Consider the following 14,943-nt stretch of genomic DNA (forward strand, 5'->3'; position numbering starts at 1 on the left):
GTGTTTATATGACCGTATTTGATAGATAAGGTGGGATAGATTGTTTTGAGAGAGTTTAAGTATAATAAGATATTATTACTGTGCATCGTCATCGGTCTAGCAGCAGCTTTAACCATTGTCTGGCAGCGCCATAAAATAGAAGAAAGCAGCACGATCATTGAGATGGTTATGGAGTATGAAGATGTTGTGGAATTGGCTCAGCTTGAGGGAGTTCCGACTGACCATGTAATGCAGCGCATGAAAGAAGCTGGAATTACTTCTCTGGCGGTATATGAGACTACACTGGAGAAATTAAATAAAAGCGGCAAGGTAGCTGTTTTGTCGGGTGCCCAATTGATGCAGCAGTATTATACAGGCATGCAGGGAGATGTAGTTTGGCGTAACTTGATAGAAACAGGCCGCATTCAAGCAGAAGATGTTTATGTTGTTGGACGTGATCCGCAAGTTTTTGCGGAAGTAAAGGAAGATCTAATTGAAAGGTTAAGCCCTGAGAGAGTAACAGTCCTTGACAGCCAGCGTCAGATTTTAGCTGTGAAAGCAAATTATGAAAAAGTAGTAAAATGGAATCTTGGCTTGCCCTCCGATGAAATGCGGTATGTATCTGGCCAAGGATTTTATATAGTAGCAAGGCCGAGCAATTATACTAAAGTGGAAAAAGAAAATGTAGAAGGCGTATTCGACCGATTGTCAGGGATTGAAAATGTTTCTGCACTGATATTTGTTGGTGATGAGGCTTTGGGGTATCCTGATTTGCTGCCTTTGACTTTGGAGAAGGTCAAAGGCAAACAACTGACATTAGGGTTAATTGAACATCCTTTGCAATTGCAATTTTTTAAACAAGAGGGACTTGTCCCTATGGCTATCGCTAATGATTACAAAGCAGCTCGTGTATATGTGATTCCTAAAGATGAACAACCTAAATTAAAATCAGCCGAAGCAGTACAGCGTTGGATTGTAACGGATCAAGAACGCAATATACGCATTAATCTGCTTCGAAAATATGATAAAGCAGAACCAGGTAAAACTCTTTTAGAAACGAATTTGGAGTATGTAGCCAATGTGAGAGATGGCCTAATTGCCAGTGGTTTTTCTATTGGTAAAGCTGGAGTCTTTCATCCCTATTTTCCTAATATCTTTTTATTAGTGGCAATTACAGTTGGAGCTGTGGCTGCGGGAGTATTATTTTTATCTTTAGTGCGTCCGTTTCCTGTCGGCTATCAATATGCATTATTTCTTTTACTCTCTCTTGTCTTTGCATTTCCCTTGCTAAAAGGCAGTGGCAATGCAGTGCGTCAGGCAGTAGCTTTATGTAGTGCCGTTATTTTTCCTGTTTTAGCGATGACGTGGCAGCTTGACCGTTGGAGGAAGATGTCGATAGAAGGCCGGGGAAGTCTAATGGGAATTATAAAAGATGGAATAGGCGGTTTGATCATTACTGTAATGCTCTCCATGGTTGGTGGTATGTATGTGGCAGCTGTATTAGGTGATGTACGTTTCTTTCTGGAAATGGAAATATTTCGAGGCGTAAAAGTGACTTTTGTGGCTCCCTTGCTTCTCATTACCATAATCTACTTAGCGCGGTATAATCTATTTGAAAACGAAGTAGAAGATGAAAAAGATATTTGGAGTCAGGTTGTAAAATTACTGAATTATCCTCTGTACATTAAAACCTTATTAATAGCTGCTCTGGTAGCCGTTGGTGCTTGGGTCTTTATTGGCAGATCCGGTCATACTGCAGGTGTGCCTGTATTGGATATCGAATTAAAAATGCGGGCCTTTTTGGAAAGAGCCATGTATGCCAGACCACGAGGCAAAGAATTTATGATTGGGCATCCTGCTTTTTTCTTAGCAGTTATGGCTTTGTATCGCAAATGGCCGCGGGTGGTACACTATGCAATGATTGTAGTTGCTACGATTGCTCAAGGCTCTTTAGTTGAAACCTTTGCCCATTTGCGGACTCCAGTGCTAATGTCTTTTGTTCGCGGTATAGATGGCATGGTAGCAGGGATTGGTGTAGGTATAGTAGCAGTACTTGCCGTTCAAGTACTTTGTTACTTGTCTGTTGTCCTAGGAAGGAGACCTGTTAAGAATGAGTGAGATTGTTATTTCAGGATATTATGGTTTTGGCAATGCTGGCGATGAAGCTATGCTGGCGGCCATGATCGAGGTATTGACTGAACTTGCATCCGATATAAAAATTACAGTGATCTCCGGTAACCCAGAAGATACTTGCAGGCGTCACGGGGTCGAGGCTGTATATCGTTTAAACTTTCCTGAAATTATCAAAGTTTTATCCCGAAGTGAGCTGCTAATTAGCGGTGGCGGCAGCCTACTTCAGGATGTCACCAGTGAACGCAGCTTATATTATTATCTGAGCATTATGATGCTAGCGAAAAAATTGGGAACTCCGGTTATGCTCTATGCGCAGGGAATTGGTCCAGTACGTGGCACCTTGGCAAGGAGTGCCATGGGTTATATTGGTAATAGGGTGGATTTAATTACTGTCAGAGATGAAGGCTCTCTTGCAGAATTAAAGCGTCTGAATGTAGTAAAGCCGCCAATTTATGTAACTGCAGACCCAGTACTGGCAATGCATCAGGTGGATAAACAAATAGGCCGGAGAATTTTACGCAATGCGGGGGTAGAGGGCAATGTGCCTCTGATTGGTATATCGGTGCGTGAATGGAAGGATTGGAAACATTATAAAGACGTATTAGTAGAAGCCGCCAATCAATTAGGAGAAGAATTTGGGGCAAGAATTGTATTTTTGCCCATGCAATGGCCGGAGGATTGTGCGGTATCGAAAAGAATGGCCATTCGTACGAAATCCAAGGCCGTCGTACTCACAGAAGAATATACCACCAGTGAATTATTATCTTTAGTGGGAAACTTTGATATGCTGATTGGTATTCGGCTTCATGCCTTAATCTTTGCTGCAGTGATGCACGTGCCAATGGTAGGGATTTCTTATGATCCTAAAATTGATCGTTTTTTAGAGTCTTTGGGAGAATGTCATGCTGGGGATTTGCAAAATTTAAATGTTCAGAGTTTGGTAGAAAAAGTACGCCAGTTATGGCCGACAAGCAAAGAAGCAAAGCAATCCAAAGTAGAGCAGAGTACATATCTTAGGGATAAGGCATTTCAAAATGCGGAACTAGCGTTGGAACTCATTTCTAAAAGAAAGTGGGGGAAGGCAAATCATGAAAAAAATAATATGGCGTGATTACCTGGGAATTGCAGTAGGAGCGGCTATTACAGCAGTTAGCCTCAATATGTTTTTAATCCCGAATAAAGTGGCAGCAGGTGGTGTCAGTGGTCTAGCAACAGTGCTGCATTATTTATTGAATTGGCCGGTAGGGATTATTATGCTGGCATTTAATATTCCTTTATTCATTATGGGGCTTAAAGTTATGGGTGCGCGTTATGGTATTAATACCTTGTTTGGAGCTGCAATGCTTTCGATTGCGATTGATGTGATGGCTCCTTACACACCTGTGCTGACAGGTGATTTACTGCTCAATTCCTTATATGGCGGTGTTGTAGGCGGCATTGGCATGGGAATTGTTTTTCGCTTTAAAGGCAATACTGCAGGGACAGCTTTAGCGGCTGTTATTTTGAATAAATTATTAGGGATTCGCGTTGGCCAAGCCATGATGGCGGCTGATTTTTTTGTAATTGTTTTTGCCGGTTTGGCCTTTAAAAGTGCTGAACTTTCATTATATGCGTTGATTTCGATTTTTGTGACAGGACAGATTGTTGATTTGGTACAAGAGGGTCCTAGCACGTCTAAGGCTTTTTTTGTTATGAGCAGTCAGCCAAAACAGGTAGCAGATGCTATTATTACGGAAATGGATCGAGGCGTAACCGTTCTCCAAGCAAAAGGCGGTTATACTGGAGATCCCCGTGAAATGCTATTGTGTGTAGTAAGTACCAGTGAAGTGACCCAGTTAAAAGAAGTCATTTATCATATTGATTCTAAGGCTTTTGTGATTGTGACCACTGCGCATGAGGTATTAGGTGAAGGTTTTACAGAAGTAAAAATATAAAAGTTTTATTTAAGGAGGTCATAGATATGGCTGAAAAACTAACGCAAGAAAAAGTATCCGAATTAGAAAAATATGCACAGTCTATTCGCTATAGTATTGTAGAAATGGTTACGGAGGCTCAATCTGGTCATCCAGGTGGTTCCTTATCAGCGGCCGATATTCTCACAACACTATACTTTGCTGAGATGAATGTAAATCCTAGCGATCCTCAGGCAGTAGGAAGAGATCGTTTTGTTTTGTCGAAAGGTCATGCTGCTCCTGTGTTGTATGCTACATTAGCTGAGAGAGGCTTCTTTCCAAAGGAAGAATTGCTGACGCTGCGTAAAATTGACAGCCGTTTGCAGGGACATCCCAGCATGAAAAATCTGCCAGGTATTGATATGTCTACCGGATCATTAGGACAGGGCCTGAGCGCTGCTGCAGGATTAGCATTAGCTGCTCGTCTTGATAATAGCGAAAGCCGCGTATACACTGTGCTGGGGGATGGTGAGCTGGAGGAAGGTATGGTATGGGAAGCTGCTATGTTTGCTGCCCATTATAAATTGGATAATTTGACTGCTTTTGTAGATTTTAATGGATTGCAAATTGATGGTCCTATTTCCGAAGTATTATCACCATTGCCAATCCCAGAGAAGTGGACCGCTTTTAATTGGCATGTGATTCTAGTTGATGGACATGATATACAGGCGATCTATGATGCAGTTCAAACTGCTAAAACAATAAAAGGCAAACCTACAATGATCGTTGCCCAAACGATAAAAGGTAAAGGCGTCTGCCAAATGGAAAATATTGCTGATTGGCATGGTAAGGCTCCAAGTCGTGAACAATGTGATTTGTTTCTGTCCCAACTAAATGAATTAGAAGCAGAATAAAAAATAGGCTGGTTTTAGATGTGTTTATAGGCCAGCCAGTGAGAGGTGTAGAGAATGGGTTTAGCAACTCGTGAAGCATATGGAGAAATACTAAAAGAACTTGGGGGCAAATATGAAAATATTGTTGTATTAGATGCGGATTTATCCAAATCTACTAAGACAGCTGTATTTGCAAAAGCATTTCCTCAGCGGTTTTTTAATGTCGGAATTGCAGAACAAAATCTAATGGGTGTAGGAGCAGGATTGGCTGCTGGTGGAAAGATACCATTTGTATCAACTTTTGCCATGTTTGCTGCTGGCCGGGCTTTTGAACAAATCCGGAATTCCATTTGTTATCCAAAATTGAATGTTAAGATTGCCGCTACGCATGCTGGTTTAACAGTTGGTGAAGATGGGGCTTCTCATCAAGCCATTGAAGATGTTTCTCTCATGCGCAGCATTCCTAATATGACAGTCATTGTGCCGGCAGATGCTGAAGAAACTCGTAAAGCAGTTGCTTTTGCAGCTGAATATGACGGCCCTGTTTATATTCGTCTGGGACGTATGGCAGTTCCTGATTTATTTGCTGCTGATTATACTTTCGAGCATGGTAAGGCTGTACAGCTGGAAGATGGTAAAGATGTTACTATTATTGCAACTGGCATTATGGTTGGTGCTGCAAAAGAAGCTGCTAAGCAATTACAAGATGCAGGTATCAGCGCCAGAGTGCTGAATATCCATACCATTAAACCGATCGATAAGGATGCGATCGTAAAGGCTGCTGCTGATACAGGTGCCATTGTCACTTGTGAGGAACACAGCATCATTGGCGGATTAGGCAGTGCTGTTGCGGAAGTACTAGTAGAAAACAGTCCTGTTCCCATGGAACGTATAGGTGTATGCGATACCTTTGGTGAGTCTGGCATACCTAGTGCTCTTTTGAAAAAATATCATTTAACTGCGGAAGATATTGCTGCAGCTGCTAAAAAAGTAATTAGCCGCAAGAAATAAATACCAATACCAATAAAATGCCCCTCGCATGCATACACATGTAGAGGGGAATTTTATTGTCTAGGTTGTGTCATTGCGAGCATAGCGAAGCAATCCCCTCTTTGTTAAGAGATTGCTTCGCTGTGCTCGCAAAGACAACATGAAAATGAAACTGGGCTGCGGCAAAAGAATGTATGAACCTTTTTTTATGGTGTATGGAGGGGAAAGGATGAAGGCATGGCGGGTTGTCAGTTTAGGCAGGCGGATGCTAAGTAAGTTAGCACTTTGTATGATGGGCTTTATTGCTATGCTGAAGATGGGGTCTACAGTAGCGATGGCGGTGTCAATGATCATTTCGATTCTGGTATATGCGCTGGCGTTTGGTTTAAAATTTGCTGTTGGATTTGTAATTTTACTGCTTTTGCATGAATGTGGGCATTTGGTGGCATCTAAAGTGGTTGGCTTGCCTGTTTCACGACCTATTTTTATACCTTTTCTTGGCGCTGTTATACGCATCAAGAAGTTGCCAGTCAACGCTAAAATGGAGGCTAATGTGGCAATCGGCGGACCTGCCATGGGGACATTGAGTGCGTTACTTTGTCTGGCATTTTACTTATGGACGGACAGTTTATTAATGCTGGTTCTTTCCTATACAGCCTGTCTTTTAAATTTATTTAATCTCATTCCTTGTGATCCTCTAGATGGAGGACGCATTGCTGTTGCCGTAACTCACCGTCTTTGGTGGCTGGGAAGCCTAATTATTGGCATACTATTCCTGCAAACATACAGTTTTTTTTTATTTATATTCTTTTTGTTTTCATTATACAGAACTTGGAAGAATGTCGATGTCGAGGAGAATTATTCTTATTATCAGCTTACCATGAAACAGCGTTTAGCAGTAGGCTGGTGGTATTTTGGTCTAGTGATTGTATTAGGAATCACCACGTTATATATTGGAGCAATTTTTCACGGGACATAGTAACGCAATCCCCTGCTTAAAGTTTACCGCTGCTTGTAATAGCAATTAGTAGAACGTGTTCTGATGTAAGCAGCTTAATTTCTACAAATTACTACTTTGTAAAAGTTGGATAATGAAAATTAATAGCAAAAAAAAGGGATTTGGCTATTAACGTCAAAGATTTAATATTAGAATTGAAATTTTTCTGGTTGTTGGGAGAGTGACGGAAGTTTGATTCATTTAGATGGTGTTTCTAAAATTTATGACAATGGTTGTGTCGCCCTCTCCGATATTACGCTTGACATTCCAAAAGGTGATTTTGTATTTGTGGTAGGTCCTAGTGGTGCAGGTAAGTCCACTTTTATAAAATTGATTTTTAGGGAGGAACTTCCGACAAAGGGTAAATTAATTGTCAATGGTCGTAATGTTGGTGAGTTAGAGCCTTCAGAGATACCATATCTGAGGCGTAATTTAGGTATCGTGTTTCAGGATTATAGATTGCTGCCCAATAAAACCGTATATGAGAATGTAGCTTTTGCCATGCAGGTAATTGAGTCATCGCGCCGTGATATTCAAAAACGGGTCTCTCATGTATTGGACTTGGTTGGTTTACGTCATAAAGCTAAAAATTTTCCAGGCGAGTTATCTGGCGGTGAGCAGCAGCGTATTGCGATTGCGCGGGCGATTGTTAATAATCCCGTGGTAGTCATTGCAGATGAGCCCACTGGTAATCTTGATCCAGAAACGTCTTGGGAAATTATGAAGATTTTTGAACGAATTAATCGAGATGGGACTACTATAGTGATGGCTACACATGATAAAACTGTGGTGGATGCTATGAAAAAGCGTGTTATTGCCATTGAAAAAAGCCGTGTTGCTCGGGATCAGGTGAAAGGAGTATACGGCTATGAAGATTAGAACCATGGAATATTTTATTAAAGAAGCTCTTTCTTCTCTAAGACGCAACGGGTTAATGAGCTTCGCATCCGTGACTACGGTAGCTTTATCCCTGCTCATTTTGGGGATGTTTCTAGTTATGGTACTTAACTTAAATAATATGGCTTCTACATTGGAATCCCAGGTGCAAATTTCGGTATATTTGCAGGATGGTTTAACGGATCTTGAAATGCGTGAGGTGGGAACTCGTATCACCAAAATTCCCGGTGTTGTGCAAGTGAATTTTGTGGGAAAAGAAGAAGCTATGAGTCGTTTTAAAGAACGTCTAGGTGAGCAGCAAGGCCTGCTGAATGCATTAGGTGAGGCAAACCCTTTACCAAATGCTTTTGAAGTCAAGGTGGACAAGACTGAACGTGTAAAAGCTGCTGCTCAGGCTATGATGCAGTTTAAAGGGGTAGAAAATGCTAAATTTGGTCAGGAAGTAGTCGAACAGTTATTTGCTTTAACAAAAATGGTGCGTATTTTTGGTTTGATTATTATCGTATTTCTGGCCCTGGCTGCTCTTTTTATTATTTCAAACACCATTCGAATTACGGTATTTGCCCGGCGTAAGGAGATTGGCATCATGAAATATGTAGGGGCTACCAATTGGTTTATTCGCTGGCCTTTCTTATTGGAAGGTATGATGTTAGGGTTTGGTGGGGCATTAGTTGCAGTCTTGTTTTTAAACGAAACCTATGGGGTTCTAATCCATCAAGTATATGAATCCTTGGCCTTTCTACCGCTAATTCCCCAATACCCGTTTATTACGAATATTAGTGTAGTGCTATTAGTGACAGGAACAGTAATTGGTGCTTTAGGCAGTACAATATCACTACGTCGCTATATGCAAGTATAGAGGGTAGCAGGAGGGATTGGATGTTTAAAATTAGGCAGTACTTAGCCATGAGCTTAGCAATTGTGGCAATGTGCGTGGCGATTGGCCCTGCATTAGCCAGTGAGCTGGCTGAGCAGCAGCAGCAGGTTCAGCAGCAGATGCAGATTCAGCAGGAAAAAGCTGCTGAAGCAAAACAAAAGGTTAATAGTGTTGCTGATCAATTACATAAAGTGCAGATGGAGTTAGATAATGCCCAGGGAGATTATAATGCGATTCAGGCTAAACGAAGTGCAACGGAAGAATTGATTGCTGTAAATACGACTGTTTTAGCAAAAGCTGAAAAGAATTTATCTGAACGCAGTTTAGTATTGAATAAACGGATTCGTGATATTTATCAAAATGGTCAGCTAAGTTATTTGGATGTTTTGTTTGGTGCCAATGACTTTAGTGATTTTACCACTCGTATGGATCTTTTGAAACGGATTATGAATAAAGACATTGAGTTAATTATAAAAGTGAAAGCAGAACGAGAACTGGTACTGCAAAAAAGAGCTGAGCTGGAAAGCGATAAAGCTGCTATTTTACAGTTAGAACAAGCAGCCATTGAAAAGAAAAAAATCATTGAGTCCAGTAAAAAAGAAAGAGAAGCTGTTTTGGCATCTGCTGTAAATGAGCGAGATGCAGCGGAGCAGTCCTATCAGGAACTATTAGAAACTTCCCGAAAAATTGAACAGATGATTCGCCAGAGCCAAAGTGGAAAGCAAGGTTCCAGCGGTGGTACAGGGACTATGATGTGGCCTACGGACGTTACAGAAATTACTTCACCTTATGGCTGGCGTACGCATCCAATATTTGGTACGTCTCGTTATCATAGTGGTATTGATATCGGAGCGGATTATGGTGACTCCGTTCGTGCTGCTGATAGTGGAGTGGTTATTTATGCAGATTGGATGGGTGGCTATGGTAAAGCCGTGATTATTGAACATGGAAATGGTATCTCTACGCTATATGGACATAATTCGGAATTGCTTGTAGTAGAGGGACAAAGAGTACGAAAAGGAGAAGTAATTTCTCGCGTTGGTTCAACCGGATATTCCACTGGGCCTCATTTGCATTTTGAAGTTCGTGAAAATGGTTCACCAACCAGTCCGATGGATTACTTGCCGTAAATGTAAATAACGTGACCATAAGGGTACCCGCGGTGGGTGCCCTTATGGAATATTTCATGGATTTTCTACATATATTTAATTATGTGTGTGTTGCCAGAGAAGAAAGTAGCGAAATTTGAAAGGGTATTCAAATTTCTATTTTGGAATTGGGGTGTATAGATGAGTCGTCGTAAGATTATAGTATCAGCTGTTTTATTAGTAATCGTTACCTTTATGGTAACGGCTGGCGGATTTTTATATCTGTTGAAGGGAAATTCTTCTGATGTTGTAAGTACGTTGAAATTTTTTAGGGCATTACAGGTTGTGAAAGCCCGTTATGTAGAGCAAGTCGATACAGAAACTTTGGTAGCTGGGGCTGTCAAGGGAATGGTCAGTTCCTTAGGCGATCCTCATTCTGTTTATATGGATGCCAAAATGTATAAGGAATTCATGGTAGAAACAGAAGGATCTTTTGGCGGTGTGGGTATGGTTTTGGGAGTAAAGGACAAAACTTTGACGGTTGTTTCGCCGATTGAAGGTACGCCAAGTGATAAAGCTGGAATCAAAAGCGGCGATCAAATCCTTCAAATTGACGGTAAAGATACGAAAGATATGGCATTAGATGAAGCGGTTAATAAAATTCGGGGTCCTGAAGGAACTACTGTCAGTTTAGCCGTTCGTCATGAAAATGAACCTACAAAAGAGATTACGTTGACTCGGTCTAACATACAAATTAAAACCGTAGCAGGGAAAATGCTCCCTGATAAGATTGGATATATCCGAATATCCATGTTTAATGACAATACAGGCAATGATTTTGCTCAAAAGTATAAAGAACTGGAAGCAGAAGGTATGAAAAGTATTATTCTCGATCTTCGGGATAATCCAGGCGGATTATTAGAAGAAAGTGTTAAAGTTGCCAGTAAATTCGTGCCCAAAGGACCAGTTGTTTCCGTTGTTACCCGGGATGGGCATCGTGAAACTCATTCTTCTAGCTTAGAAGCGATAAAATATCCTGTAGCTGTATTAGTTAACGGTGGCAGTGCCAGTGCCTCAGAGATTGTGTCAGGGGCAATCCAGGATACAGCATCTGGTACATTAATTGGTACGAAGACTTATGGTAAAGGATCAGTGCAAACTGTGCTTCGCTTAGATAGCGGCGCTATTAAATTGACCATTGCGAAATATTTGACACCGAATGACCGCTCCATAAATGGCATTGGTATAGAGCCTGATATAAAAGTAGAAATGGATAAAGATGCAAAGTCAGATGTACAATTAGACAAAGCGATCGAATTTGTAAAAGAAAAGATGGGAAAATAAAGGTTTGCGGCTGGCTTTTGCTTAGCCGCTTTTTTCTAATAGAGAAAGTATAAGTTTTATAGGTGAAATAATATAAGAATTTTTGAACCGCAAAGGCACAATGCCGCTGATGCGACACACAAAGGAAAAAAATAATTTAGATCCCTTTGTGTCCTTTGTGCCTTTGTGGTTCGATTATTTTTAATAACGTGCAAAATTATCGTTATCAGAATTTGATTAGAGGTGAAGTTATGTTCCCATGGCAGGAATTAATACGGCTTTCGGTCGGCGGTGTAGTAGCTGCTTTCTTTGAACCGATATTTTGGATGATCATTGCCTTAGTTGGCTTTCAGTATTGGAAATTGCAGAAAAGCCAGCTGCGCATGTTTGGTGTATGCGGTTTTTCTTTGACCCAGCAGATTGCATTAGCCATTTGTCTGGGAAGTATCGGCGGCATCGTGGGAACGTTTCTGCTGACGCTGGTAGGCATCAATGTAGATCAATTGGGTCTTGCTTATATTTGGCCTGTAGCGATACTGTTGATGATGGTTAATATGCGATTTTTGTGTTTTGCTTATGCTGGAGGCGTAGTTGCATTATCAAAAGTATTGTTTGGTTGGCCATCTGTTGATGTTTCTCAGGTATTAGTATTAGTTGCAGTTCTTCATATCACAGAAAGTATCTTAATTGCGATAAGTGGAATTTATGGCAGTATGCCAATTGTTTTACAGCGTAAAAATGGACAATTAGTCGGCGCCTTCAATCTGCAAAACTTTTGGCCTCTTCCTCTTTTATTAATGTCGGCTGTTGCAGTACCAGAGTTAAATGTGCCTGAGGGTGTCTTAGGAATGCCAGACTGGTGGCCCTTGCTGCCAGTACAGGGGGTATTGCCAGAGGGAAATATTTGGATGTATGCGATGGTATCAGTCGTGGCTGCCTTAGGATATACTGATATTGCAGTAGCCAGTTCACCGCAAATGCGCCGTCGTAAATCTGCTCTGCATTTGGGTCTTTATAGTATCGTACTGCTTGCCCTCGCTCTGCTGTCAGTCCATTATAAATGGCTTCAGGCAGTGGCAGCAATGGTGTCTTTCTTAGGTCATGAGATGCTGATTCAGATTGACAGCCGTCAGGAGTTAGAAGGACTTCCCCGTTATGTACCTCCTGCCAAAGGTCTTATGGTGTTAGATACGGTAGTAGACACTCCAGCACAAAAGGCAGGATTAAAATCAGGTGACATTCTGCTGAAGCTGCATAATCTGACAATTAATACTAAGGAGCAGTTAGCAGAAGCTATATTTCTTGCTCCTCCTGTATTTTTAGTAGAAATCATGCGTAATGAGCGCAAGATTGAAAAAAAAGTGAAATTTTCTCAAAATCATAAAATGTTAGGTGTAATGTTAGTGCCGGAAGGCAATGAATTATATTATGTTCAATTAACAGAAGATAAATTTTGGTTATGGGAAAAAGTCAAAAATGTGTGGGGGAAAAATCATAAGAGTGACTAAAATTCACATGAAGTTAAATCTTGACATCAATGAAGTCTTCTTATTATTAGAGAATTATTATATAATAGTTTTATGTGCAATAAGTTAATGAAGTTTACTTTGACCGAACGTATGTACTGTGATAAAATTACAGTACATACGTTCTAATGAAATATTTGTAAAGACTGGTGATGTTTATGGCAACGGTACCTAAACTGAATACGGTATACCATGAAGGTGGGATTCCTTTTAAAGTAGAAGCTCCTTTTGTTCCAATGGGTGACCAGCCGACTGCAATCCATAAGTTGAAAGATGGTATTGTAGCGAAGCAAAAGGCGCAGGTTTTACTAGGAGCGACAGGAACAGGAAAAACCTTTACCATTGCAAAATTAATTGAAGAAGTGCAAAAGCCAACTTTGGTGATTGCCCATAATAAGACCTTGGCTGCTCAGCTTGCCAGCGAATTTAAAGAATTCTTTCCTCATAATGCAGTAGAATATTTTGTTAGTTATTATGATTATTATCAGCCTGAGGCGTATATTGCTCATACGGATACTTACATTGAAAAAGATTCTTCTATCAATGATGAAATTGATAAATTGCGTCACTCTGCTACAAGTTCTTTATTTGAGCGCCGCGATGTGATAATTGTAGCCAGCGTGTCTTGTATTTATGGTTTAGGATCTCCTGATGAATATCATGGTCTTGTACTATCTCTTCGCCAAGGACAAACTAAAGATCGAGATGAAATCTTGCGTAAGTTAGTAGCGATTCAATATGAGCGCAATGATATTAATTTTGTTCGCGGGAAATTTAGAGTTCGAGGAGATGTAGTTGAAATATTTCCTGCTGCCTATGGAGAAAGAGCCGTTCGAGTGGAATTATTTGGTGATGAAATTGAACGTATTTTAGAGATTGATACGCTTACAGGAGAAATCTTGGCAGAGCGTAAACATATTGCTATATATCCTGCATCTCACTATGTAACGTCGCGAGAAAACATGCTGCGATCTGTAGCAGATATTGAAGCGGAATTGGAAGTACAGCTAGCAGCATTCAAGTCAAATGGGAAGCTAGTTGAGGCTCAGCGATTGGAGCAACGCACGAAATATGATCTAGAAATGATGCAGGAAATGGGATATTGTTCGGGAATCGAAAATTATTCCAGACATTTGACAGGACGAAATCCAGGAGAGTCTCCGTATACCTTAATTGATTATTTTCCTGAAGATTTTTTAATTGTTATTGACGAATCTCATGTAATGCTGCCCCAGCTTCGAGCTATGTATGCAGGAGATCGGGCTCGTAAAGCGTCTTTGGTGGAAAATGGCTTTCGATTGCCATCGGCCTTTGATAATCGACCTTTGACTTTTTTAGAGTTTTCAGAACGTATTAATCAAATTGTCTATGTCTCTGCTACTCCTAGTGCCTATGAACTGGGAGAAGCCAGCCAAGTTGCACAGCAGGTGATTCGTCCTACGGGTCTCATTGACCCAGAAGTGGAAGTACGTCCTATTAAGGGACAAATGGATGATTTGCTTGGTGAAATCAAAATACGGGTCGCAGCAAATGAGAGAGTGCTGATTACGACGCTAACGAAAAAAATGGCAGAGAATCTTACAGAATTTCTAAAGGAAATGGGGATTCGCGTACGGTATCTGCATTCCGATATCGTGACTATTGAGCGGGGCGAGATTATTCGTGACTTAAGAGCTGGTGTGTTTGATGTGCTCATCGGTATCAATCTTTTGCGAGAAGGATTGGATTTGCCGGAGGTTACGTTAGTCGCCATTTTGGATGCGGATAAAGAGGGATTTCTGCGGTCTGATACTTCCTTGATTCAGACTATCGGCAGAGCAGCTCGTAATGTGAATGGACGAGTTATTATGTATGCTGATGTGATTACCAAATCCATGGCAAGGGCTATGGATGAAACCGATCGCCGCCGTGATATCCAGATGGCGTATAACGAGGAAAATGGCATTACTCCTACCACCATTCAGAAACGGGTTAAAGAGCTGATTGAAACGACAAAAGTGGCTGAAACCCCTGAGTTATATCGAACTGACCGCTTAGGTAATATGAGCCAAAGTGAAATGCTAGATCTTATCGGCAACTTGGAAAAAGAAATGCGTCTCGCCTCTAAACAACTGGAATTCGAACGCGCCGCCGAACTCAGAGATATGATTGTCGAACTAAAAGGGCGGGTAGGGAAAGCAGTAAAAGAAAAAAGCCCTAGAAGTAAGAAGAAAAAGTAGTGAATACCTTGAAACGCAAAGGCATAATGCCGCTATGCGACACACAAAGATAAAAAGGTATAGGGTTTACACCCTTTCGAGAATGTCTTTGTGTTCGATTAAATTTTTTTTGTATTTATGTTACAGAAA

12 protein-coding genes are annotated in these 14,943 nt (G+C 40.9%); all 12 read left to right on the forward strand.

What is annotated here, in order from left to right; genetic code table 11:
• The first annotated feature begins 45 nt into the window (after positions 1 to 45).
• The 12 genes from BMZ99_RS03775 to uvrB all read left to right on the forward strand — a co-directional run bounded on the left by BMZ99_RS03775 (position 46) and on the right by uvrB (position 14,814).
• Positions 46 to 2,097 carry a DUF5693 family protein gene (locus BMZ99_RS03775; RefSeq protein WP_090933095.1) on the forward strand — a complete coding sequence of 684 codons (2,052 nt, stop codon included), beginning with the start codon at positions 46 to 48 and terminating at the stop codon, positions 2,095 to 2,097.
• A complete protein-coding gene (csaB, locus tag BMZ99_RS03780) occupies positions 2,090 to 3,223 on the forward strand; it encodes a polysaccharide pyruvyl transferase CsaB (RefSeq protein ID WP_090933097.1) in 1,134 nt (377 codons plus the stop codon). The genes BMZ99_RS03775 and csaB overlap by 8 nt, the downstream gene beginning before the upstream one ends.
• Entirely contained in the window at positions 3,201 to 4,046 is an 846-nt protein-coding gene (locus BMZ99_RS03785) for a YitT family protein (protein WP_090933099.1), read from the forward strand. Before csaB ends, BMZ99_RS03785 begins: the two co-directional genes overlap by 23 nt.
• Before the next feature lie 26 nt (positions 4,047 to 4,072).
• Positions 4,073 to 4,918 carry a transketolase gene (locus BMZ99_RS03790; RefSeq protein ID WP_090933101.1) on the forward strand — a complete coding sequence of 282 codons (846 nt, stop codon included), beginning with the start codon at positions 4,073 to 4,075 and terminating at the stop codon, positions 4,916 to 4,918.
• Positions 4,919 to 4,972: 54 nt separating this feature from the next.
• Entirely contained in the window at positions 4,973 to 5,908 is a 936-nt protein-coding gene (locus tag BMZ99_RS03795) for a transketolase family protein (protein ID WP_090933103.1), read from the forward strand.
• Positions 5,909 to 6,116: 208 nt separating this feature from the next.
• The gene (locus BMZ99_RS03800) at positions 6,117 to 6,866 is read left to right on the forward strand and encodes a site-2 protease family protein (protein WP_090933105.1); all 750 of its coding nucleotides are present in this window, start codon (positions 6,117 to 6,119) and stop codon (positions 6,864 to 6,866) included.
• A gap of 210 nt (positions 6,867 to 7,076) precedes the next feature.
• Entirely contained in the window at positions 7,077 to 7,763 is a 687-nt protein-coding gene (gene ftsE / locus BMZ99_RS03805) for a cell division ATP-binding protein FtsE (RefSeq protein ID WP_090933107.1), read from the forward strand.
• Positions 7,753 to 8,640 (forward strand): permease-like cell division protein FtsX, encoded by an 888-nt coding sequence (gene ftsX / locus BMZ99_RS03810; RefSeq protein ID WP_090933109.1) that lies wholly within the window; start codon positions 7,753 to 7,755, stop codon positions 8,638 to 8,640. The genes ftsE and ftsX overlap by 11 nt, the downstream gene beginning before the upstream one ends.
• Before the next feature lie 20 nt (positions 8,641 to 8,660).
• Complete coding sequence (locus BMZ99_RS03815; RefSeq protein WP_090933111.1) at positions 8,661 to 9,788, forward strand: murein hydrolase activator EnvC family protein; 1,128 nt, start codon at positions 8,661 to 8,663, stop codon at positions 9,786 to 9,788.
• A gap of 159 nt (positions 9,789 to 9,947) precedes the next feature.
• On the forward strand, positions 9,948 to 11,090 hold the full coding sequence (locus BMZ99_RS03820; protein WP_090933113.1) for a S41 family peptidase: 1,143 nt from the start codon (positions 9,948 to 9,950) through the stop codon (positions 11,088 to 11,090).
• A gap of 230 nt (positions 11,091 to 11,320) precedes the next feature.
• A complete protein-coding gene (locus BMZ99_RS03825) occupies positions 11,321 to 12,577 on the forward strand; it encodes a PDZ domain-containing protein (protein ID WP_090933115.1) in 1,257 nt (418 codons plus the stop codon).
• Positions 12,578 to 12,753: 176 nt separating this feature from the next.
• Positions 12,754 to 14,814 (forward strand): excinuclease ABC subunit UvrB, encoded by a 2,061-nt coding sequence (gene uvrB, locus BMZ99_RS03830; RefSeq protein ID WP_090933117.1) that lies wholly within the window; start codon positions 12,754 to 12,756, stop codon positions 14,812 to 14,814.
• Positions 14,815 to 14,943 lie beyond the last annotated feature (129 nt).

This window comes from Pelosinus propionicus DSM 13327, from assembly GCF_900114615.1.
Classification (GTDB): Bacteria; Bacillota; Negativicutes; order DSM-13327; family DSM-13327; genus Pelosinus; species Pelosinus propionicus.